19 protein-coding genes and 1 pseudogene are annotated in these 18,102 nt (G+C 72.1%); 7 read left to right on the top strand and 13 right to left on the bottom strand.

Annotation, left to right across the window (positions count from 1 at the left end):
* Positions 1-118: 118 nt before the first annotated feature.
* Positions 119-1,879 (bottom strand): biotin carboxylase N-terminal domain-containing protein, encoded by a 1,761-nt coding sequence (locus tag AB0399_RS37465; RefSeq protein ID WP_366414322.1) that lies wholly within the window; start codon positions 1,877-1,879, stop codon positions 119-121.
* A 437-nt stretch (positions 1,880-2,316) separates the two neighbouring features.
* Here AB0399_RS37465 and AB0399_RS37460 point away from each other — a divergent pair, with 437 nt between their 5' ends.
* The gene (locus AB0399_RS37460; protein WP_329365487.1) at positions 2,317-2,754 is read left to right on the top strand and encodes a hypothetical protein; all 438 of its coding nucleotides are present in this window, start codon (positions 2,317-2,319) and stop codon (positions 2,752-2,754) included.
* A 111-nt stretch (positions 2,755-2,865) separates the two neighbouring features.
* Here AB0399_RS37460 and AB0399_RS37455 read toward each other — a convergent pair whose 3' ends face one another.
* The 4 genes from AB0399_RS37455 to AB0399_RS37440 all read right to left on the bottom strand — a co-directional run bounded on the left by AB0399_RS37455 (position 2,866) and on the right by AB0399_RS37440 (position 5,640).
* Positions 2,866-3,477, bottom strand: coding sequence for a nucleoside triphosphate pyrophosphatase (locus AB0399_RS37455; protein ID WP_328468462.1), 612 nt, complete (start codon positions 3,475-3,477; stop codon positions 2,866-2,868).
* Positions 3,478-3,519: 42 nt separating this feature from the next.
* Positions 3,520-3,654, bottom strand: coding sequence for a hypothetical protein (locus tag AB0399_RS37450; RefSeq protein WP_328468464.1), 135 nt, complete (start codon positions 3,652-3,654; stop codon positions 3,520-3,522).
* 136 nt (positions 3,655-3,790) lie between these two features.
* Positions 3,791-4,003: an acyl-CoA carboxylase subunit epsilon gene (locus AB0399_RS37445; RefSeq protein WP_329373991.1), complete on the bottom strand. Its 213-nt coding sequence runs from the start codon at positions 4,001-4,003 to the stop codon at positions 3,791-3,793.
* A 47-nt stretch (positions 4,004-4,050) separates the two neighbouring features.
* Positions 4,051-5,640: an acyl-CoA carboxylase subunit beta gene (locus AB0399_RS37440; RefSeq protein ID WP_329365484.1), complete on the bottom strand. Its 1,590-nt coding sequence runs from the start codon at positions 5,638-5,640 to the stop codon at positions 4,051-4,053.
* 184 nt (positions 5,641-5,824) lie between these two features.
* On the opposite strand from AB0399_RS37440, the gene AB0399_RS37435 reads away from it, so the two are divergent.
* Positions 5,825-6,697 (top strand): biotin--[acetyl-CoA-carboxylase] ligase, encoded by an 873-nt coding sequence (locus AB0399_RS37435; protein WP_366414321.1) that lies wholly within the window; start codon positions 5,825-5,827, stop codon positions 6,695-6,697.
* Positions 6,698-6,797: 100 nt separating this feature from the next.
* On the top strand, positions 6,798-8,171 hold the full coding sequence (locus tag AB0399_RS37430; protein WP_366414320.1) for an adenylate/guanylate cyclase domain-containing protein: 1,374 nt from the start codon (positions 6,798-6,800) through the stop codon (positions 8,169-8,171).
* A gap of 61 nt (positions 8,172-8,232) precedes the next feature.
* Here the strand turns inward: AB0399_RS37430 and AB0399_RS37425 are convergent, their stop codons facing one another.
* From AB0399_RS37425 to AB0399_RS37410, 4 genes are all read right to left on the bottom strand, one after another.
* The gene (locus AB0399_RS37425; protein WP_366414319.1) at positions 8,233-8,646 is read right to left on the bottom strand and encodes an NUDIX hydrolase; all 414 of its coding nucleotides are present in this window, start codon (positions 8,644-8,646) and stop codon (positions 8,233-8,235) included.
* Positions 8,647-8,830: 184 nt separating this feature from the next.
* The gene (locus tag AB0399_RS37420) at positions 8,831-9,337 is read right to left on the bottom strand and encodes a hypothetical protein (protein WP_366414318.1); all 507 of its coding nucleotides are present in this window, start codon (positions 9,335-9,337) and stop codon (positions 8,831-8,833) included.
* Positions 9,334-10,200 (bottom strand): helix-turn-helix transcriptional regulator, encoded by an 867-nt coding sequence (locus tag AB0399_RS37415; RefSeq protein WP_366414317.1) that lies wholly within the window; start codon positions 10,198-10,200, stop codon positions 9,334-9,336. The genes AB0399_RS37420 and AB0399_RS37415 overlap by 4 nt, the downstream gene beginning before the upstream one ends.
* 204 nt (positions 10,201-10,404) lie before the next feature.
* Positions 10,405-10,635, bottom strand: coding sequence for a hypothetical protein (locus AB0399_RS37410; protein WP_366414316.1), 231 nt, complete (start codon positions 10,633-10,635; stop codon positions 10,405-10,407).
* A gap of 177 nt (positions 10,636-10,812) precedes the next feature.
* On the opposite strand from AB0399_RS37410, the gene AB0399_RS37405 reads away from it, so the two are divergent.
* Positions 10,813-11,991: a helix-turn-helix transcriptional regulator gene (locus tag AB0399_RS37405; protein WP_366414315.1), complete on the top strand. Its 1,179-nt coding sequence runs from the start codon at positions 10,813-10,815 to the stop codon at positions 11,989-11,991.
* Between the two features lie 349 nt (positions 11,992-12,340).
* Here AB0399_RS37405 and AB0399_RS37400 read toward each other — a convergent pair whose 3' ends face one another.
* Together AB0399_RS37400 and AB0399_RS37395 are read right to left on the bottom strand one after the other, a co-directional pair.
* Positions 12,341-13,495: a diguanylate cyclase gene (locus tag AB0399_RS37400; RefSeq protein WP_329365470.1), complete on the bottom strand. Its 1,155-nt coding sequence runs from the start codon at positions 13,493-13,495 to the stop codon at positions 12,341-12,343.
* A gap of 100 nt (positions 13,496-13,595) precedes the next feature.
* Complete coding sequence (locus tag AB0399_RS37395; RefSeq protein WP_366414314.1) at positions 13,596-14,411, bottom strand: enoyl-CoA hydratase-related protein; 816 nt, start codon at positions 14,409-14,411, stop codon at positions 13,596-13,598.
* A gap of 177 nt (positions 14,412-14,588) precedes the next feature.
* Between AB0399_RS37395 and AB0399_RS37390 the strand changes: the two genes are divergently transcribed.
* Positions 14,589-15,245, top strand: a complete 657-nt coding sequence (locus AB0399_RS37390; RefSeq protein WP_366414313.1) for a hypothetical protein — start codon at positions 14,589-14,591, stop codon at positions 15,243-15,245.
* Positions 15,246-15,269: 24 nt separating this feature from the next.
* Here AB0399_RS37390 and AB0399_RS37385 read toward each other — a convergent pair whose 3' ends face one another.
* Together AB0399_RS37385 and AB0399_RS37380 are read right to left on the bottom strand one after the other, a co-directional pair.
* Entirely contained in the window at positions 15,270-15,824 is a 555-nt protein-coding gene (locus AB0399_RS37385) for a GNAT family N-acetyltransferase (protein ID WP_366414324.1), read from the bottom strand.
* Positions 15,825-15,846: 22 nt separating this feature from the next.
* Positions 15,847-16,113, bottom strand: a complete 267-nt coding sequence (locus AB0399_RS37380) for a lasso peptide biosynthesis B2 protein (RefSeq protein WP_366414323.1) — start codon at positions 16,111-16,113, stop codon at positions 15,847-15,849.
* Between AB0399_RS37380 and AB0399_RS37375 the strand changes: the two are divergent.
* Both AB0399_RS37375 and hutH read left to right on the top strand, forming a co-directional pair.
* Positions 16,042-16,362: pseudogene (locus tag AB0399_RS37375) on the top strand (transcriptional regulator); the annotation flags it as partial. The gene AB0399_RS37380 and the pseudogene AB0399_RS37375 sit on opposite strands and share 72 nt — an antisense overlap.
* Before the next feature lie 126 nt (positions 16,363-16,488).
* Complete coding sequence (hutH, locus tag AB0399_RS37370) at positions 16,489-18,045, top strand: histidine ammonia-lyase (protein ID WP_366414312.1); 1,557 nt, start codon at positions 16,489-16,491, stop codon at positions 18,043-18,045.
* Positions 18,046-18,102: the final 57 nt, after the last annotated feature.

Raw genomic sequence — 18,102 nt, 5'->3', positions numbered from 1 at the left:
TCGCGCCTCCCTCGTCGTTCGTTCGCGCCCCGTCGCGTCCCTCGCGCCGCGGGCGGCTGACACCAGGTCAGCCGCCGCCCGCTTCCGCGTGGGCGCGCCGTGCGCGCCCCGCCCTGCCTCAGTCCTTGATCTCGCAGATGACCGCGCCGGAGGAGATCGAGGAGCCGACCTCCGCCTTCAGGCCGACAACGGTGCCGGAGCGGTGCGCGTTGAGCGGCTGCTCCATCTTCATCGCCTCCAGCACCACGATCAGGTCGCCCTCGGAGACCTGCTGGCCCTCCTCGGCCGCGACCTTCACGATGGTGCCCTGCATCGGCGAGGCGAGCGTGTCGCCTGACACGGCGGCGCTCGCCTTCGCCGCGGCCCGCCGCTTCGGCTTGGCCCCCGCGGCCAGCCCGGTACGGGCCAGCGTCATCCCCAGGTGCGCGGGCAGCGACACCTCCAGGCGCTTGCCGCCGACCTCGACCACGACGGTCTCGCGCCCGCCGGACTCCTCCTCGTCGGCCGCCGCACCCTTGAACGGAGGGATGGTGTTGTCGAACTCCGTCTCGATCCACCGGGTGTGCACCGTGAACGGGCCGCCGTCCGTCGGCGCGAACGCCGGGTCGACGACCACCGCGCGGTGGAACGGGATCGCGGTCGCCATGCCCTCGACGGTGAACTCGCCCAGCGCGCGGGAGGCCCGCTGCAACGCCTGCTCACGGGTCGCCCCGGTCACCACCAGCTTCGCCAGCAGGGAGTCCCAGGCCGGGCCGATCACGCTGCCGGACTCCACGCCCGCGTCCAGCCGTACGCCGGGACCCGAGGGCGGGGTGAAGACGGTGACGGTGCCGGGCGCGGGAAGGAAGTTGCGGCCCGGGTCCTCGCCGTTGATCCGGAACTCGAAGGAGTGGCCGCGGTGCTCCGGGTCGTCGTAGCCGAGCGCCTCGCCGTCGGCGATCCGGAACATCTCCCGGACCAGGTCGATGCCGGAGACCTCCTCGGTGACCGGGTGCTCCACCTGGAGGCGGGTGTTCACCTCCAGGAAGGAGATGGTGCCGTCCTGGCCGACCAGGAACTCGCAGGTGCCCGCGCCGACATAGCCGGCCTCGCGCAGGATCGCCTTCGACGCGCTGTAGAGCTGCGCGTTCTGCTCCGGCGACAGCCAGGGCGCCGGGGCCTCCTCCACGAGCTTCTGGTGCCGGCGCTGCAAGGAGCAGTCACGGGTGGAGACCACCACCACGTTGCCGTGCGTGTCGGCCAGGCACTGCGTCTCCACGTGCCGGGGCCGGTCCAGGTAGCGCTCCACGAAGCACTCGCCGCGGCCGAACGCGGCCACCGCCTCGCGCACCGCGGAGTCGTACAGCTCCGGGACCTCCTCCAGCGTGCGGGCGACCTTCAGGCCGCGGCCGCCGCCGCCGAAGGCCGCCTTGATGGCGATCGGCAGGCCGTGCTCCTTCGCGAACGCGACGACCTCGTCCGCACCCGACACCGGGTCGGGGGTGCCGGCCACCAGCGGGGCGCCCGCGCGCTGGGCGATGTGACGGGCCGCCACCTTGTCGCCCAGGTCGCGGATCGCCTGCGGCGGCGGGCCGATCCAGGTCAGCCCGGCGTCCAGCACCGCCTGGGCGAACTCCGCGTTCTCCGACAGGAACCCGTAGCCGGGGTGCACCGCGTCGGCGCCCGACTCCGCGGCGGCGGCCAGCACCTTGCCGATGTCGAGATAGCTGGTCGCCGGGGTGTCACCACCCAGCGCGTACGCCTCGTCGGCAACCCGGACGTGGACCGCGTCCCGGTCCGGCTCCGCGTACACCGCGACACTGCCGATACCGGCATCCCGACACGCACGAGCGACACGGACAGCGATTTCACCGCGGTTGGCGATGAGCACCTTGCGCACGATGGCTCCCTCCTTGGAACAAGCAGAGTTTAGGCAATGGCCACACTTGAAACCGAGGCACCCCTACACGTGAGGTTGCCCACACAGAGGGTGATCCAGGGGCCCGGAGAACCCGTGGAAAGCCTGCTCATTCCAAGGTACGGCGCGGGTTGGCGCAATGTCCCGCACTCCCGTGTGTGGAACGGGTCTCGCATGTCGGCCGACCTGGGACGCGCCGATCCTTTGTGGAGTTCCTACGAAGAGAGCACGGAAACTTTGCTGCCGTCCGTTCCCTGACGAGTGGTTGTGCCCGGGCCCTTGCCGCCGCGCATACCCGTGAGTAGCCTGCGAGCCGCGGGGTACCTGGGGTAACTCCCCGGAAAATCCCGGCGAGTCGGGGCGCGGTAGGGCTTCGGCTCGCAAGGACCACCCGGACGGACCATGACAAGGGGGACGATGTGCGCAGAGGTATAGCCGTGGCCACCGCCGTGGTGCTCGTGCTCGACGCCCTCACCATCGCTGCGGTGAACTGGATACTCGGGCTGGCGGTTCGCCGCCAGCAGATGTCCCTCGGCGGGCTGCCGACCCACGCGATGGAGGTCGGGTCGTGGGTGGCGGGCGGGATATTCGCGCTCTTCCTGCTCGGCTGCGCGGCGCTGGTTGCCCGCATCGCGCTGCGCGACCGGATGGCCGGCAGGGTCGGCCGCATCGTGCTCATCGTCTGCGCCGTCATCCACGGGGTGGTCGGCGCCGCCGTGGTCGGGCTCGTCGGGTGGTACGCGTTCGTGGTGATGATGGTGATACTCGCGCTGCTCGTGGGCACGTTGCTGCTCTACGCGCCCGACCAGAACGGTACCGACGAGAACGGCGCCGTCGAGGCGGTCCCGGCCACGTAGCGAGGCGTCGGCCGCGTAGCGAGGCTTGCCCCCACCTCCGGCCCCACGCCCGGCCCCACCTCCACCCCCGGCCCCACCTCCACCCCCGGCTCTACGCCCACACGTCGGCGGTCACGCCCACAAGTCGGTGATGGGGATGCCCAGCTCGGCCAGGAGGGCGCGCAGGAGCGGGAGGGAGAGCCCGATGACGTTGCCCGGGTCGCCCTCGATGCCGTCGACGAAGGGGGCCGAGCGGCCGTCGAGGGTGAAGGCGCCGGCGACGTGGAGGGGTTCACCGCTGGCGACGTAGGCCGCGATCTCGGCGTCGTCCGGGGTGCCGAAGTGCACCGTGGTGGAGGCGGTCCGGGACAGCCGGCGGCCGTCGGCCGTGTCGATGACGCAGTGCCCGGTCTGGAGCACCCCGCTACGTCCGCGCATCGCGTGCCAGCGCTGCGTCGCCTCGGCCGCGTCCTTCGGCTTGCCCAGCGCGCGACCGTCGAGTTCGAGCACCGAGTCGCAGCCGACCACCAGCTCGCCGCCGTCCAGCCCACCGCCGTCCGCGACCGCCGTCGCCTTCGCCTCGGCCAGCACGCGGGCCAGTTCGGCGGGGGAGGGCGCGGTGATCGCCTCCTCGTCGACGCCGGAGACCACCACCTTGGGGTCGAGCCCGGCCTGTCGCAGCAGCCCGAGACGGGCGGGCGAGGCGGACGCGAGGACGAGGGCGCGGCGGGGCGAAGAGGTCACCGGGCCATCGTAGAGAACGCCGGGAGCGCGACCGCCGCCCGCTCACGCATGCCAGGCGGCCAGCGCCATCACCATGACCGCCGCCACCGCGAGCACCAGCATCGCCCGGCGCAGCATCACCTGAGCCCGGCGCAACTCCTCGTCGCGCTTGCGCGGTTGATCATCGGACCACAGCATGCCGTCAAGGGTGGACCGTCGCGCGGACGCGCGCCTGAGTACGAGTACTCACTGCGCGGCCCGACGCACTGACCGCCCCACCCGTCCCACGGGCCCCTGTGGTCAGGCACCCTGCACGGTCAGGCACCCTGCACGGTCAGGCCGGCCACACCGAGGTGCGCCACGCCGTCGGGCCGGGCCGGGGCGCGGCGCCCGGCACCGTACGGGCCGGGTCGGACCACGCGCTGCGCGCGCCCGTCCGGCCGTCGCCGCCACCGTCGGAGTCCAGGGCGGCGGCGCGCGCCTGGACCAGCGCGACGACCGCCGCCAGCTCCTCCGGGGTCGGCCGGCCCCGCTCCACCTTGATCATCATCTGTACGGTCCTCCTTCGCGGGTCCGGATGGCCGGCTGCCGTTGCTACAGCGGGATGTTGCCGTGCTTCTTCGGCGGCAGGCTCTCCCGCTTGTTGCGCAGCGTCCGCAGCGCCTTGACGAGCTGGGCGCGGGTCCTGGACGGCTCGATGACCGCGTCCACGTAGCCGCGCTCGGCCGCGACGTAAGGATTCAGCAGGGTGTCCTCGTAGTCGGTGATGAGCTGCCGGCGCAGCGCGTCGGCCTCCTCCGGGGTGGCCGCCTCGGCGAGGGTGCGGCGGTGCAGGATGTTGACGGCGCCCTGCGCGCCCATCACGGCGATCTGGGCGGTGGGCCAGGCGAGGTTGAGGTCCGCGCCCAGGTGCTTGGAGCCCATCACGTCGTACGCGCCGCCGAACGCCTTGCGGGTGATGATCGTGATGAGGGGCACGGTCGCCTCGGCGTACGCGTAGATCAGCTTGGCGCCGCGGCGGATGATGCCGTCCCACTCCTGGCTGGTGCCGGGCAGGAAGCCGGGGACGTCGACGAAGGTGACCACCGGGATGTTGAAGCTGTCGCAGGTCCGCACGAAGCGCGCGGCCTTCTCGGAGGCGTTGATGTCCAGACAGCCGGCGAACTGCAGCGGCTGGTTGGCGACCACGCCCACCGGCCGGCCCTCGATCCGGCCCAGGCCGGTGAGGATGTTCGGCGCGAAGAGGGCCTGCGTCTCCAGGAACTCGCCGTCGTCCAGGACGTGTTCGAGCACCTTGTGCATGTCGTAGGGCTGGTTCGCGGAGTCTGGGATGAGCGTGTCCAGCTCGCGGTCCTCGTCGGTGGACTCCAGGTCCGCCTCGGCCGGGAAGGCGGGCGGCTCCTCCAGGTTGTTGCTCGGCAGGTAGGACAGCAGCGCCTTGACGTACTCGAAGGCGTCCTTCTCGTCGCCGGACAGGTGGTGGGCGTTGCCGGAGGTGGTGTTGTGGGTGCGCGCGCCGCCCAGCTCCTCCATGCCGACGTCCTCGCCGGTCACCGTCTTGATCACGTCGGGACCGGTGATGAACATGTGCGAGGTCTGGTCGACCATCACCACGAAGTCGGTGATCGCCGGGGAGTAGACCGCGCCGCCCGCACACGGGCCGACGATCAGGCTGATCTGCGGGATCACCCCGGAGGCGTGGGTGTTGCGGCGGAAGATCTCGCCGTACATGCCGAGCGAGGTGACGCCCTCCTGGATGCGGGCGCCGCCGGAGTCGTTGATGCCGATCACCGGGCAGCCGGTCTTCAGCGCGAAGTCCATCACCTTGACGATCTTCTCGCCGAACACCTCGCCCAGCGCCCCGCCGAAGACCGTGAAGTCCTGGGAGAAGACCGCCACCGGGCGGCCCTCGACGGTCCCGTAGCCGGTGACCACCCCGTCGCCGTACGGGCGGTTCGCCTCCAGGCCGAAGTTGGTCGAGCGGTGCCTGGCCAGCTCGTCCAGCTCGGTGAAGGAGCCGTCGTCCAGCAGCAGTTCGATCCGTTCCCTGGCGGTCAGCTTGCCCTTGGCGTGCTGCTTCTCGACGGCCCGCCGCGAACCCGCGTGCGTCGCCTCCTCGATCCGGTGGCGCAGATCGGCGAGCTTCCCCGCGGTCGTGTGGATGTCGTACTGCGGCTCGGCCATGGAAGCGGCTCTCCTGCTCTCGGCGGGTCGTACGCGTACGGTCAGCGCGCACGTGACTGGCGAGTAACGCTGCTGAGTAGCGTAGTGGTGACGCAGACGAACGAGCAGTGCGGCGTTCACCACATCGCGTGCGGGGCGGCGGGCGTGGCGTGGTTCCCGCGGGCGGTGCTCATAGGGTGGGGGCATGACGTCCAGCCGCTGGTCCGACCTGGAACGGCCGCCGCTCAACGCCGGCGCCCTGCGCAAGGCGGTGGTCACACCGGAAGCGGTATGGACCTCGCTCGATGTGGTGGAAGCCACTGGCTCGACCAACAGCGACCTGTCCGCCCGGGCCGCCGACGGCGCGCCCGAGGGCGCGGTGCTGGTCGCCGAGGAGCAGACCACCGGGCGCGGCCGGCTGGACCGGCGGTGGAGCGCACCGGCCCGGTCCGGGCTGTTCTTCTCGGTGCTGCTCCGGCCGGGTGAGGCCGCCGCGACCGCCGACGGCATCCGCAAGCCGGTGCCCGTCCACCGCTGGGGCTGGCTGCCGCTGCTCGCCGGTGTCGCCACCGCCACCGCGCTGTCCCGCGCCGCGGGTGTCGACACGGCACTCAAATGGCCCAACGACCTGCTGCTCACCGTTGACGGTGAGGAGCGCAAGGCCGGCGGCATCCTCGCCGAGCGGGTCGGGGAGACCGCGGTCGTCGTCGGCATCGGGCTGAACGTGTCGCTGCGCGCCGAGGAACTGCCGGTCGGCACCGCCACCTCGCTCGCCCTCGCCGACGCCCCCGGCACCGACCGTGACCCCCTGCTGCGGGCCGTCCTGCGCTCCCTCGGCGACTGGTACGACGCCTGGCGGGCGGCGGGCGGCGACCCGGCCGCGTCCCGGCTCCAGCAGACCTACGCGGCGGGCTGCGCCACCCTCGGCCGCCAGGTGCGGGCCGAGCTGCCCGGCGGCCGGGACCTGTCCGGCACGGCGGTCGCGGTCGACGGCGACGGGCGGCTGGTGATCGCCGGGTCGCACGGCGAGCAGGCGGTCGGCGCCGGCGACGTGGTCCATCTGCGCCCCACCGGGTGAGAGTGAGCCAGGGCACACCTGCCGTATCGTTGAGGGGCTGCGTCGTCTCGATGATCGGAAGGGCTGTGCGCAGGGACTCTTCAGGGGCCGGGCGGTAGACGTGGACAACGACAGCCCCCCGCCGAATGCCTCCGGCGGTGAAGCCGCCTCCGACGGTGCGCGTGCCGCGTCCGGCGGTGATTCGGCGTCCGGCGATGCCCGGGCCGAGGGTTCTGGTGGGGCCGAGGGTTCTGGTGGGGCCGCGGGTTCGGGTGGTGCCGAGGGTTCCGGTGAAGCCGCGGGGGGCGGCGAGCCCGCATTTTCCGGTGGACCGGAAGACGGCGCGGACGGCGGCGGGCGAGAACCGGACGGCGGCGGGGGAGCCGGCGGGGAAGCGGACCCTGGTGAGAACCAGGACGAGAACCCGGACCCGGACCCGGACCAGGACCAGGACCTCGGCGAGGCCGGGGTGGAGTCCGGGGAGCACCCGCTGGCGCTGCGGTTGGAGCAGCTGATCCTCGGCGCGCCGCGCCGCTACACCCCGTTCCAGGCGGCCCGTACCGCGGGCGTGTCCATGGACCTGGCCTCCCGTTTCTGGCGGGCGATGGGCTTCGCCGACATCGGCCAGGCCAAGGCGCTCACCGAGGCGGACGTCCTGGCGCTGCGCCGCCTGGCCGGGCTGGTCGAGGCGGGCCTGCTCAGCGAGTCGATGGCGATCCAGGTGGCGCGGTCCACCGGGCAGACCACCGCGCGGCTCGCCGACTGGCAGACCGACTCCTTCCTGGAGGGCCTGACCGAGCCGCCCGAGCCGGGCATGACCCGGGCCGAAGTGGCGTACCCGCTGGTCGAGTTGCTGCTGCCCGAGCTGGAGGAGTTCCTGATCTACGTGTGGCGCCGGCAGGTCGCGGCCGCCACCAGCCGGGTCGTACAGTCCGACGACGAGGAGGCGGTCGACCGCCGGCTCGCCGTCGGCTTCGCCGACCTGGTGGGCTTCACCCGGCTCACCCGCCGGCTGGAGGAGGAGGAACTCGGCGAGCTGGTCGAGGCGTTCGAGACCACCGCGGCGGATCAGGTCGCCGCGTACGGAGGACGGCTGATCAAGACGCTCGGCGACGAGGTGCTCTTCGTCGCCGACGACCCGGGGACCGCCGCGGAGATCGGTATCCGGCTGATCGAGACGATGACCGGCGACGAGACGATGCCCGCGCTGCGGGTGGGGATGGCGTTCGGCACGGTCACCACGCGGATGGGGGACGTGTTCGGGACGACCGTCAACCTCGCGTCCCGGCTCACCTCGATAGCGCCACGCGACGCCGTCCTCGTGGACGGGGACTTCGCGGAGGCGCTCGGCGCGGCCGGGGAGGCCCCGCTCTCCGAGGCCGACGTCGACGCGACCGCGGAGAAGTACCGCTTCGCCCTCCAGCCGATGTGGCGCCGCCCGGTCCGAGGGCTCGGCGTGGTCGAACCCTGGCTGCTCTCTCGCCGAGAGGGCTGACCCGATCCCCCCGGGTGCCCTCGTTCCCGTCGCTTCCGGGGGCACCCGCCGGAGGGGGTCCCTACCTGGCGAGAACACCGTCCAAGTACGCCTGCACAGGCGCGAAGAGCCCGTAGGGAACGTATTCGGCGATCTCGGAGTGCGCACACCAGGCCAGCTCCGCCAGTTCGTCGTCGTCGGCGACACGTGCGATGCCCGCTACGACGTCGCAGGCGGTGTACGACATCAGCCGGTGCGTCTTCGGATGGACCCGCTCGCCGATCCGTTGGACGGCTACGACGTGGAGACCGGTCTCCTCAAGCGTCTCCCGAACGGCGGCTTCCTCCGGCGACTCTCCCGCCTCGATCGCTCCGGCCGGGAACTGCCAGGAGAGCTGTCCCTCGGCGATGCGTCGACGGACCATCAGGACACGGCCCTCATGGGCGATGATCGCCGCCGAGATGCCCGGGCGCTCATCGGTCAGTTGATCGGTCACGATTGTTCCTCCAAAGCCGCGATCACTGGCGGGAAGTGACGACGAGTACGCCTGCGGCCGGCCAGTTCGTAAAGCGTCATGCTGCCCTTGGTCTTCGCTGTTCGGTGATGTCAGCAGAACGAACCGCGCTCTCGCCGCGTGCGCGCACCTTCGGAAGGATGACGGCACCGCCGTATGTCCCAGCTCACGAGGGATGTTTGGTGGGCTCGCGGCGGTGGGTGGCCCAGTCCTCGTGGATGGTGTGGAAGGCGGGGAGGACGTCGTGGGCGAGGAAGTCGGTGTGGGCGCGTAACCGGGCGATGAGCGCGGCGAGTTCGGCGGGTTCGTGGCAGGTCGTCGTGTGGTTCTGGGTGATCTGGACGAGGAGGACGGGGGTGAGGGGGTCGTCGGGGCGGGCGTGGTCGGGGTGCGGGTGGCATTCGATCTCGCAGAAGTACGACGCGATGCCGTCGTCGGCGTCCGGGTCGTCGTCGCTTTGTGTGACGAGGGGCGTGGCCAGGCCCGTGAACGGGAAGTGGTGCACGATGTCGGTGAGGGTGAGGCTCAGGGCGCGCGGGTCGAGTTCGGTCTCGCTGGGGTCGTCGTCCGCCCAGGCGGGCAGGTAGCCGTAGGCCGTGGTGCCGTTGGTCGTGGTGATCCGCCAGGTGCGTGCTCGGCTGGTCGTACGTAACGCCGTGGCGTCGGTGCTCATCGGTGGGGCTCCATCGCGGTGTGTTCGGCCAGCGCGGTGCGGAGGAAGGTCAGCGAGTCCGTCGGCGTGAGGGCGGTGTCGCGGAGCAGGTCGTAGGCGAGGCGCAGCGGTTCGACGTCTTCGGGTTCCTCCACGAGGTGGCCGCTCCAACTGCTTTGCGTGTACGCCACCACGTGGCCGTCCTGGAAGAAGATCAGCTCCAGGCAGCTGCGGATGTGGTGCGGGCCGGTGCCGAACGGGACGACGTGCAGGGAGACATCGGGCTGCTGGGCGGTCTCGATGAGGTGTTCCAGTTGGGCGGTCCACGTCCGGGGGTCGCGGGCTTTGCGCCGCAGCACGGCTTCATCGATCAACGCGCGGTAGTGGACGGGGTTCGGGCCGGTGAGGCGGTCCTGCCGCTTCAGCCGTGCGGCAACCTGGGCGCTCAGCTGCTTGATGCTGCGTGGGCGGGCGGTGCGGAGTTGTTCTTCGGCGTAGGCGCGGGTCTGGAGGAGGTACGGCACGGCGCTGACGGCGTATTCCTGGACGCTCACCGCGTCGGCTTCCAGGGGTGCAAGTCCGAGGAACGGCTTGTCCTTCGCTTCGCGTTTGGCCAGGTGCCACAGCTTCACCAGGAGGTCGCCGGTGCCGTACACCTTGTCCAGCGCGGCAGCCGCTTCAAGGGTGCCGAGACGTTGCCCCCGCTCCAGCCGGTGCAGGTACGACTGCTCGTACATGCACAGCCCCGCGAGTTCCATCAACGTCAGCCCCGCCTGCTGCCGCCGACAGGCCAGCTCACTGGCGTACAACTCCCGCGCGGATAACCACTCCCAGTCGATGACAACCCTGGTCCCGCTCCCGCCGCTTACGCTGCTTCCGGCCATACGGAATTCCTCTCTACGGTGATGGTCGTGCTGGTGCTATGTGCCCCGGGGGCCACGGGAATTCCGCGTGCCGGGGCGCCATGTATCCCCTTGTCCGGACTCGAACCGGAGCCTTCGCAACTACCCGCACAAGGAACGGGTCGGCCTCTGGGCGGGTTCGCTCCGGTTACGGATTGGCCCTGCCTCGTCGGGGGAGCCGGGCGCTCAGGTCCGACTTTCGATCCACTCGGCCAATTCGAAAATCGGCTCGGTCTCGCAGCCGCCCAGATCCACGAAGGAGCGCCCGAGGATCGGGTGACCGCCCTTGAGCGACGGAAGGGGGCGCAACCCGGCCTTGCGAAGGGCCGCTTGAAGCGCGGCCGCCGCCTGCTCGCCTCGTAACAGCGGGTCCGTGGCGTCGGTGCGCCCGTTCGTGCGATCCGCTTCCACGGCCATGTCCGCTCATCTCTCCTCACTCCGGGCCGGCCGACGAGCGCGTCCGGATCGGCGAAATCTTTCAGTAACCAGACAACCCCAGGAGATCAAGATCAGTTGGCACATTGCTTGCACAACGTCTGTCCGTGGAGCTGGAGTTGATTGGGCCACAGGCTTTGCCATGGGAGAGTGGTCGCCATGGAGAGCACACCGGCGGCCGGCGAGAACATCGCCGTACTGCGCAAGGCCAGAGGAATTGGGCAGGAGCGGCTGGCCCGGGAAGCGGGGATCTCGTACTCCTACCTGAGCAAGATCGAGGTGGGTACCAGAGCGGCGACTCCCCCGGTGGTCGCGGCCATCGCGAAGGCCCTGCATGTGACCACTGCCCGCATCTACGGACAGCCTTTCCTCGGGCCGTCCGAGCAGGCCGACCTGCTCAATGACCTGCGAGGTGCGGTGCGGCGCCATACCTTGCCGAAGGAAGACGCCCTGAGCCCCTCCCGTCTGCGGGAAGAGCTCAAGCGGGCCGCGACGCTGCGGGCGGACACCGAGTACCTGGAGCTGTTGCGCATCCTGCCGAGGCTGCTCGGACAGGTGACCGCCAGTGCCATGGACTCCGGCGGGGACGCGACCGCTTGGGGCTATGTGGCCGACATATACGGCTGCGCGTACGCCGTCGCGCACCGGCTCGGCCAACCCGACCTCGCCGACATGATCGTCTCCCGTCAGTTCTGGGCCGCCCAGCAGACCTGGAACCCCCAGGCGGAAGCCGGAGCGGCCTGGAACGAGGCCGGCACCTTCCAGAGCGCCGGTCAGTACGACGATGGCCTCGAAATCGTGGAACGGGCCATCAGCAAGTACGAAGCGGCGGGTGCCGGCGGAGCCGAAAGGGCCGTACACCTCGGCTCTCTTCACCTTCGCGGGGTCGTCCTGGCCTCACGCCACAAAGACGCGAACGCCACGAATGCCCATCTGGAGCGGGCCTGGGCTCTTGCCGAGCAGCTTCCCGGGGACGTGCTCCAGCACAACCTCACCTTCGGGGTGGGGAACACAGCTCTGTACGAGCTGGCCGCACACATCGAGTTGGGGAAACCGGACCAGGCGGCGGAGATGTCCGCGCCGCTGATCGACAACCCGCCCGCCGGGCTCAAGCCGAACAGGGTCGGCCGACTGTTCATCGACGTGGCCAGGGCCCGACTCGCGACGAAGGACCTTGACGGAGCTGAGAACGCCCTCAAGCGAGCGTTCTCGGTGGCTCCGCAGATGACCGAGATCCACCCCATGAGCCGCGAAGTCCTCCGCGTGCTCTTCATACTCCATCAGAGATCGAAGCCGGACCTCATGGAAATGGCGAAGCGGGCCGGACTCACCGCATAGCAGCATCCCTTCCACGGAAAGACCCGCACCATCTGAGGGGCGCCGTCCAGGTGGCGCTCGCCTTCGCGCCGCGATGGGGGAGTCGGCGAGGCAAGCCACCAGGTCCTGCGGAACTTCCCCGAACTGGCCCGCCGCGCGCGGGAAGCGCTGGCCTGAGATGCCGATCGGCCGGCCGGCGAAGGGACGCATCGTGGTTCCGGAACCGTGTCGTCCTGCTTCAGCGCAGCGAGAACGCCACGTTCGTCCGTAGGTCCGTAGATCCGGAGGCTCGGCCGGCTGCCGGGGCCGTGCGTGCCCCCCCACCGGCAGGTGGTCCCTCGGCCGGACGGAACCCGGGGCACCCGGGGGGTCAGGGGCGCCGTCCACGGAGCCTGCGGCGTTCGCCTTCGGGGCGGGACGGGGGGGAATCGGCGAGGCGGACCACCGGGTCCTGCGGGCCCTCACGGCCCGCGACCACCGGGTAGTCCGCGCGGAGCGCCTTCGCCCGGTACTGTGCCGCGTCCGCCAGACGGAAGAGGCGCCGGGCGGAGCGGACCGGTCCGATCGGGTCACCGGTGGAGGCGAGCCCGCAGGCCACTCCGTCACCGACTTCCAGTTCGGCGGCGCGGCGGCACAACTCGTCGGCGGCGCGTACGACTTCGTCGGCGGTCTGCCCCACCGCGACGAGGCAGAACTCGTCCCCGCCGAGCCGTGCCGCGAGACTCCCGGGAAGCATCGCGCCGCAGAGCGAGAGGAGCGAGCCGAATCGTTCCAGCAACCGGTCGCCGACCGCGTGCCCGAGCCGGTCGTTGACCCGCTTCAGCCCGTTCAGGTCGCACACCACCAGGCTCACCACCGCGCCCTGCTCCCGGTGCAGCTCCAGCGCCTCGTCCAGCCGCACGTCCACCGCCCTGCGGTTGCCGAGGCCCGTCAACGGATCGGTGAACGCGAGGAGTTGGACTTCGGCGAGGCGTTCGGTCTGGGCGATCCCGGACGCGATCAGCGCCGCCAGCACCGTGGCGAAGTCGGCGTCCGCGCGGTCGAAGCCGGCCTCGCCCACCCGCCGCGCGACGTACAGCTCGCCCCACGCCCGCCCGTGCAGCACGATCGGCGCGACCACGCAGCTGCCCCGCCCGCGCCGCCGCAGCGCCGCGGCCCGGCCCCAGCTTCCTCCGCCGGGGGACGTACCGGTCGCGTCCTTCGTCTCCACCCACGCGTGCGGCTCACCGCCCGCGGCCCAGGTGCCGTGCAGGAACTCGGCGATCTCCGGGAAGTCGTGCACCGAGTACGACTCGTCGGCCGGCTCCGCCTCCTCGCCCGGGGCCAGGTCGCCGTCGTTGACCAGGACCCGCAGCCGGCCGGTCTCCCGCTCCCACGCCGAGACCGCGGCGAAGGTGCCCTGCATCGCCAGCCGGGCGCGGCGCGCCCCCGCCCGGACCGTCGCACGCGGGGTCTGCGCCGTGGCCAGCGCCTGTGCCAGCTCGACGACCGCCCGCAGCCGCACATCGGCTGTACCTTCCGCCATCACCCCAGGCTAGGCACGTTTGCCCCGCCTTGACGCTCGACCGGCCCCGCACTGAGCCGAACGGACCTCCCCGATTCCCGCCGCCCCGGCTGCGGTGGTGTCAGAGCCCGGGCCAGGCGGGCGGGCGCTTCTCGTTGAACGCCGCGACCCCCTCCGCCCGGTCCGCCGAGAACGCGACGGTGCGCCAGGCCGCGTCCTCGACCTCCAGGCCGGTCCGCAGGTCCAGCCCGTGGCCGACCCGCAGGGCCTGCTTGGCGGCGCGCAACCCCACCGGGGAGTTCCCCGCGATGCGCTCCGCGAGGGCGAGAGCGGCGGTACGGGCCTGGCCCGCGGGCACGAGCTGGTCGACCATGCCCAGCTCCAGCGCTTCGGCCGCCGGGACGCGGCGCGCGGTGAAGACCAGTTCCGCGGCCCGGGCGGCGCCCACCCGGCGCGGCAGCAGCTGGGTGCCGCCGCCACCGGGGATGACCCCCACGGACACCTCCGGCAGCCCGACCACCGCGGACTCGTCCGCGACGATGAGGTCGCAGGCGAGGGCGAGTTCGTACCCGCCGCCCAGGGCGAACCCGCCCACCGCGGCGATCGCGGGCATCGGCAGGTCCAGCACGCCGCCGTACGCCGCCCGTGCGCGCGGGCGCTGGCGCAGCAACTCGGCGTCGCTCAGCGAGTTCCGCTCCTTCAGGTCCGCTCCGGCGCAGAAGGCGCGCTCGCTCGACGAGGTCAGCACCGCCACGCTCACGGCCGGGTCCGCGGCCACCGCCGCGCACGCGGCCGCGATCGCCTCGGCCATGCCCGTCGACACCGCGTTCATCGCCTTCGGGCGGTCCAGCACCACCTCGGCGACACGGTCCCCGTGCCGGCGCACCACCACGAAGTCCCCGAACCTCCGCGTGCCCTCTTCCACTTGCTCGCCCATTCCGCCCGTCCCTCCCGCGCTCGGTTAACGATCGCAAACCTCCCGCCATCCTCGCACGCCACCGCGTCCGCCCGCCGCCGTTCCCGGCGGACCCTCCGGAGTGGCTTTACGGGCCCGCGCCGGGTGGTGAGCATGGAACCGCACGGCGCCGCGTGGGCGCCGGAGGGGGCGGGCGGCGTGAACAGGTGGCAGCGGGTCTCGGTCGCGGCGGTGACCGCGTCGGCGGTCGCGGGGTGGGTCGTGTTGTGGCTGGTGGTGGCCGACCGCGCGTGGGAGGCGCCGGCCCGGATCGCGCTCACCGTGACCGCGGCCGCCCTGCTGGTGGCCGTGCTGACCGCCTTGCCCCTGCGCAAGGGGGAGGACCTGGGCGAACACCTCGGCGCGTCCGCGGTGGCGCTCGCCCTGGTCTGGAGTTGCGCGGCCTCGACCGCCTGGAGCACGCACGCGCTGCGGGAGTGGGGCGACTCTCCCACGAAGGTCCGTGCGACCGTCACCGCGTGCCGCCGGGACGGCACCGTGGTGAACCCGGACGTCGGCTCCAGCCAGGACGTGTACTCCTGCGTCTACCACTGGAGCGTCGACGGCCGCTCCCACCAGCAGCGCCGCGACGCCGCCCGCCGCTACCCCGACGGCACGGTCGCGTACGTCCACGTGGACACGTCGGGCGCCGCGCACAGCCACAGCGTCACGAACATCGTCTTCGCGCTCCTCGCCGCCGCCGTGTCCGGCGGCCTCCTGCTCTTCGGCCTCGGCGCCTTGGCGGTGGACCTCCGCGACCGGCGCCGTGAGGACCGCCGCCGGAACCGAAACCACGGCCGCCGGGGCGGCGGGTGACAGGGAAGGAGCTCGTCCGGGTCCTCAGTGAGACGCGGAGCCTGGCGAAGCGATGGCCGAGGGGCCGGTGAACTCCGAGGCCAGAGCGTCCATCACGAGCTCGTCGCACACCTGGCCGAGCCAGTACCCGGCTTGGCGGATCGGGCCGACGTGCCGGAAGCCGGCCTTCTCGTACGCGCGGATCGCGCCCGCGTTCGGCGCGAGGACCTTCAGCCAGACCATCCGCAGGTTGGTGACGTGGAAGGCGTAGTCGAGCGTGAGCCGGGTCGCGGCGGTTCCTGTGCCCTGGCTGCGGAACTCCGGGGCCAGCATGATGACGAACTCGGCGGTGCGGACGCTGTGGTCGGGCAGCAGGGTCGCGACCCCGACCGGGAGCGGCTGGTCGTCGGCGAGGTCGTAGACGGTGAAGCGGATGTTCTCGCCGCGCAACTGGTGGGCCATGCCCTCGGTGCGCGCCTCCAGTGATTCGGGGGCCTGACGCCCGTAGCCGACCAGGAGCGCGGGGTCCTGCTCCCAGCGCCAGTACGTCTCGACGAGGTCGGCGCGGTAAGACCCGAGTCCGCAGGTCTCGGTGCGCAGCCAGATGATCGGGTCGGTCGGGTCAGAGGGGCTGGCGATGACGGTCTCCGATGGTGAGCACGGGGGTGTAGGCGCAAGTCGAGGACGGCTCGGCGACGTCGGCGCCGTCCTCAGTCTGCACCCATGCGTGCAGCCGTATCGGGTCGGACGCGATGCCGTGGCACCAGCGCACGCCGAGACGTCGGGCGCCCAGCAGCAGAACCGCGGCAACGGATTCCTCTACAAGGTCGGCGTCCTGTGGTCCCTCGGCGACGCCGGGGCGGCTGTCCACGCGGGCCGCAACCTCCATCCGGGCCAGTTCGCCACCGCCGAGCGCCGCGGCCGGCTCCACACCGACATGGCCCGCGCCTGGTGGCGATGGGACAAACCGGAGCAGACCGTCCACGCCCTCCTCGCCGCCCACCGCACCGCCCCCGCCGAGGTCCGCGACCGCCCCAGTATCCGTGCCATCGTCGCCGACCTCGCCCGGCGCCACCCCCGAACCGGCGGTGTCCGCGAACTCGTCGCCGCGATCCGGCCGTCCGCTGCCACCTCGTAGCGCCACGGCTTGCGGCCGGCTGAGGACGGTCGATGGGGAGGCCGGGGCTGCGCGCCGGTGCGGGTCGGGGCGGCGGGTCGGGGCGGCGGGTGACAGGGAACGATTCAGTGCTTAGGGTTTGTGAATATGGATATGCAGAACGTGGTGGTGCTGGGCGCGCACGGCACGGAAGCGGAAGACGTCACAGCCGTCGCCCGCGGCAACGCGCGGATCGAGGTCGGCGCGGAGGCGCTGGAAGGCGTTGCGCGAGCGCGCGACGTGATCGACGCGCTCGCCGCGAAACCGGAACCGGTCTACGGCGTCTCGACGGGCTTCGGCGCGCTGGCGGTGCGCCACATCAGCCCGGAGCTGCGCGCCCAGCTGCAACGCAGCCTCGTACGGTCGCACGCCGCGGGCATGGGCCCGCGGGTGGAACGCGAGGTGGTGCGCGCGCTGATGTTCCTGCGGCTGAAGACGCTGGCGTCGGGCCGTACCGGGGTGCGCCCGGTGGTCGTGGAGACGATGGCGGCGGTGCTGAACGCGGGCATCACCCCGGTCGTGCACGAGTACGGCTCGCTCGGCTGCTCCGGCGACCTCGCGCCGCTCGCGCACTGCGCCCAGGTGCTGATGGGGGAGGGCGAGGCGGAAGGGCCGGACGGCGTGGTGCGCCCTGCGGCGGAGCTGCTCGCCGAGCACGGCATCGAAGCGGTCGAGCTGCGCGAGAAGGAGGGCCTGGCCCTCATCAACGGCACCGACGGCATGCTCGGGATGCTCGTGATGGCCTGCGCGGACCTGGCGGGGCTGTTCACCGCGGCCGACGTCACCGCCGCGCTCACCCTCGAAGCGCTGCTCGGCACCGACCGGGTGCTCGCGCCCGAACTGCACGCGATCCGCCCGCACCCCGGGCAGGCGGCCAGCGCGGACAACATGCGCAGGGTGCTCGCGGGCTCCGGCCTGACCGGCCACCACCAGGACGACGCGCCGCGGGTGCAGGACGCGTACTCCGTGCGGTGCGCGCCGCAGGTCGCCGGGGCCGGGCGGGACACCCTCGCGCACGCCCGGCTGGTCGCGGACCGCGAGCTGGCCGCGGCCATCGACAACCCGGTGGTGACGGAGGCCGGCACGGTCGAGTCGAACGGCAACTTCCACGGCGCTCCGGTCGGTTACGTGCTGGACTTCCTCGCGATCGCCGCGGCCGACCTCGCGTCGATCGCGGAGCGGCGTACGGACCGGCTGCTCGACAAGAACCGGTCGCACGGGCTGCCGCCCTTCCTCGCCGACGACCCGGGCGTGGACTCCGGGCTGATGATCGCGCAGTACACCCAGGCGGCGCTGGTCAGCGAGATGAAGCGGCTGGCGGTGCCCGCGTCCGTCGACTCGATCCCCTCCTCGGCGATGCAGGAGGACCACGTGTCCATGGGGTGGTCCGCGGCGCGGAAGCTGCGGACCGCGGTGGACGCGCTCACCCGGGTCATCGCGGTGGAGATGTTCGCGGCCACCCGGGCGCTGGAGATCCGTACCACCGGGACCGAGCTGCGCCCGGCGCCCGCCACCGCCGCCGTGCTCGCCGCGCTGCGCGCCGCCGGGGTGCCCGGGCCCGGGCGGGACCGCTTCCTCGCGCCCGACCTCGCGGCCGCGGAGGCCTTCGTCCGCCACGGCTCCCTGGTTCGGGCCGCGGAGAGCGTGACGGGGCCGTTGGCCTAGTGCCGTGACCGCACGAGCCGGGGGCGGGCGTCCGGACCCGCGGCCGGACCCGCGGCC

The organism is Streptomyces sp. NPDC088194, assembly GCF_040702025.1.
Lineage (GTDB): Bacteria > Actinomycetota > Actinomycetes > Streptomycetales > Streptomycetaceae > Actinacidiphila.
This window is presented reverse-complemented; position numbering and strand designations above follow the sequence as displayed.

Excerpts from the sequence above, each read along its gene's own strand:
- AB0399_RS37405 (WP_366414315.1), top strand. The coding sequence starts at position 10,813 with ATGGAGAGCACACCGGCGGCCGGCGAGAACATCGCCGTACTGCGCAAG.
- AB0399_RS37395 (WP_366414314.1), bottom strand. The coding sequence starts at position 14,411 with ATGGGCGAGCAAGTGGAAGAGGGCACGCGGAGGTTCGGGGACTTCGTG.
- AB0399_RS37420 (WP_366414318.1), bottom strand. The coding sequence starts at position 9,337 with ATGAGCACCGACGCCACGGCGTTACGTACGACCAGCCGAGCACGCACC.
- AB0399_RS37400 (WP_329365470.1), bottom strand. The coding sequence starts at position 13,495 with ATGGCGGAAGGTACAGCCGATGTGCGGCTGCGGGCGGTCGTCGAGCTG.
- AB0399_RS37380 (WP_366414323.1), bottom strand. The coding sequence starts at position 16,113 with ATGGAGGTTGCGGCCCGCGTGGACAGCCGCCCCGGCGTCGCCGAGGGA.
- hutH (WP_366414312.1), top strand. The coding sequence starts at position 16,489 with ATGGATATGCAGAACGTGGTGGTGCTGGGCGCGCACGGCACGGAAGCG.
- AB0399_RS37440 (WP_329365484.1), bottom strand. The coding sequence starts at position 5,640 with ATGGCCGAGCCGCAGTACGACATCCACACGACCGCGGGGAAGCTCGCC.
- AB0399_RS37410 (WP_366414316.1), bottom strand. The coding sequence starts at position 10,635 with ATGGCCGTGGAAGCGGATCGCACGAACGGGCGCACCGACGCCACGGAC.
- AB0399_RS37435 (WP_366414321.1), top strand. The coding sequence starts at position 5,825 with ATGACGTCCAGCCGCTGGTCCGACCTGGAACGGCCGCCGCTCAACGCC.
- AB0399_RS37445 (WP_329373991.1), bottom strand. The coding sequence starts at position 4,003 with ATGATCAAGGTGGAGCGGGGCCGGCCGACCCCGGAGGAGCTGGCGGCG.
- AB0399_RS37450 (WP_328468464.1), bottom strand. The coding sequence starts at position 3,654 with ATGCTGTGGTCCGATGATCAACCGCGCAAGCGCGACGAGGAGTTGCGC.
- AB0399_RS37415 (WP_366414317.1), bottom strand. The coding sequence starts at position 10,200 with ATGGCCGGAAGCAGCGTAAGCGGCGGGAGCGGGACCAGGGTTGTCATC.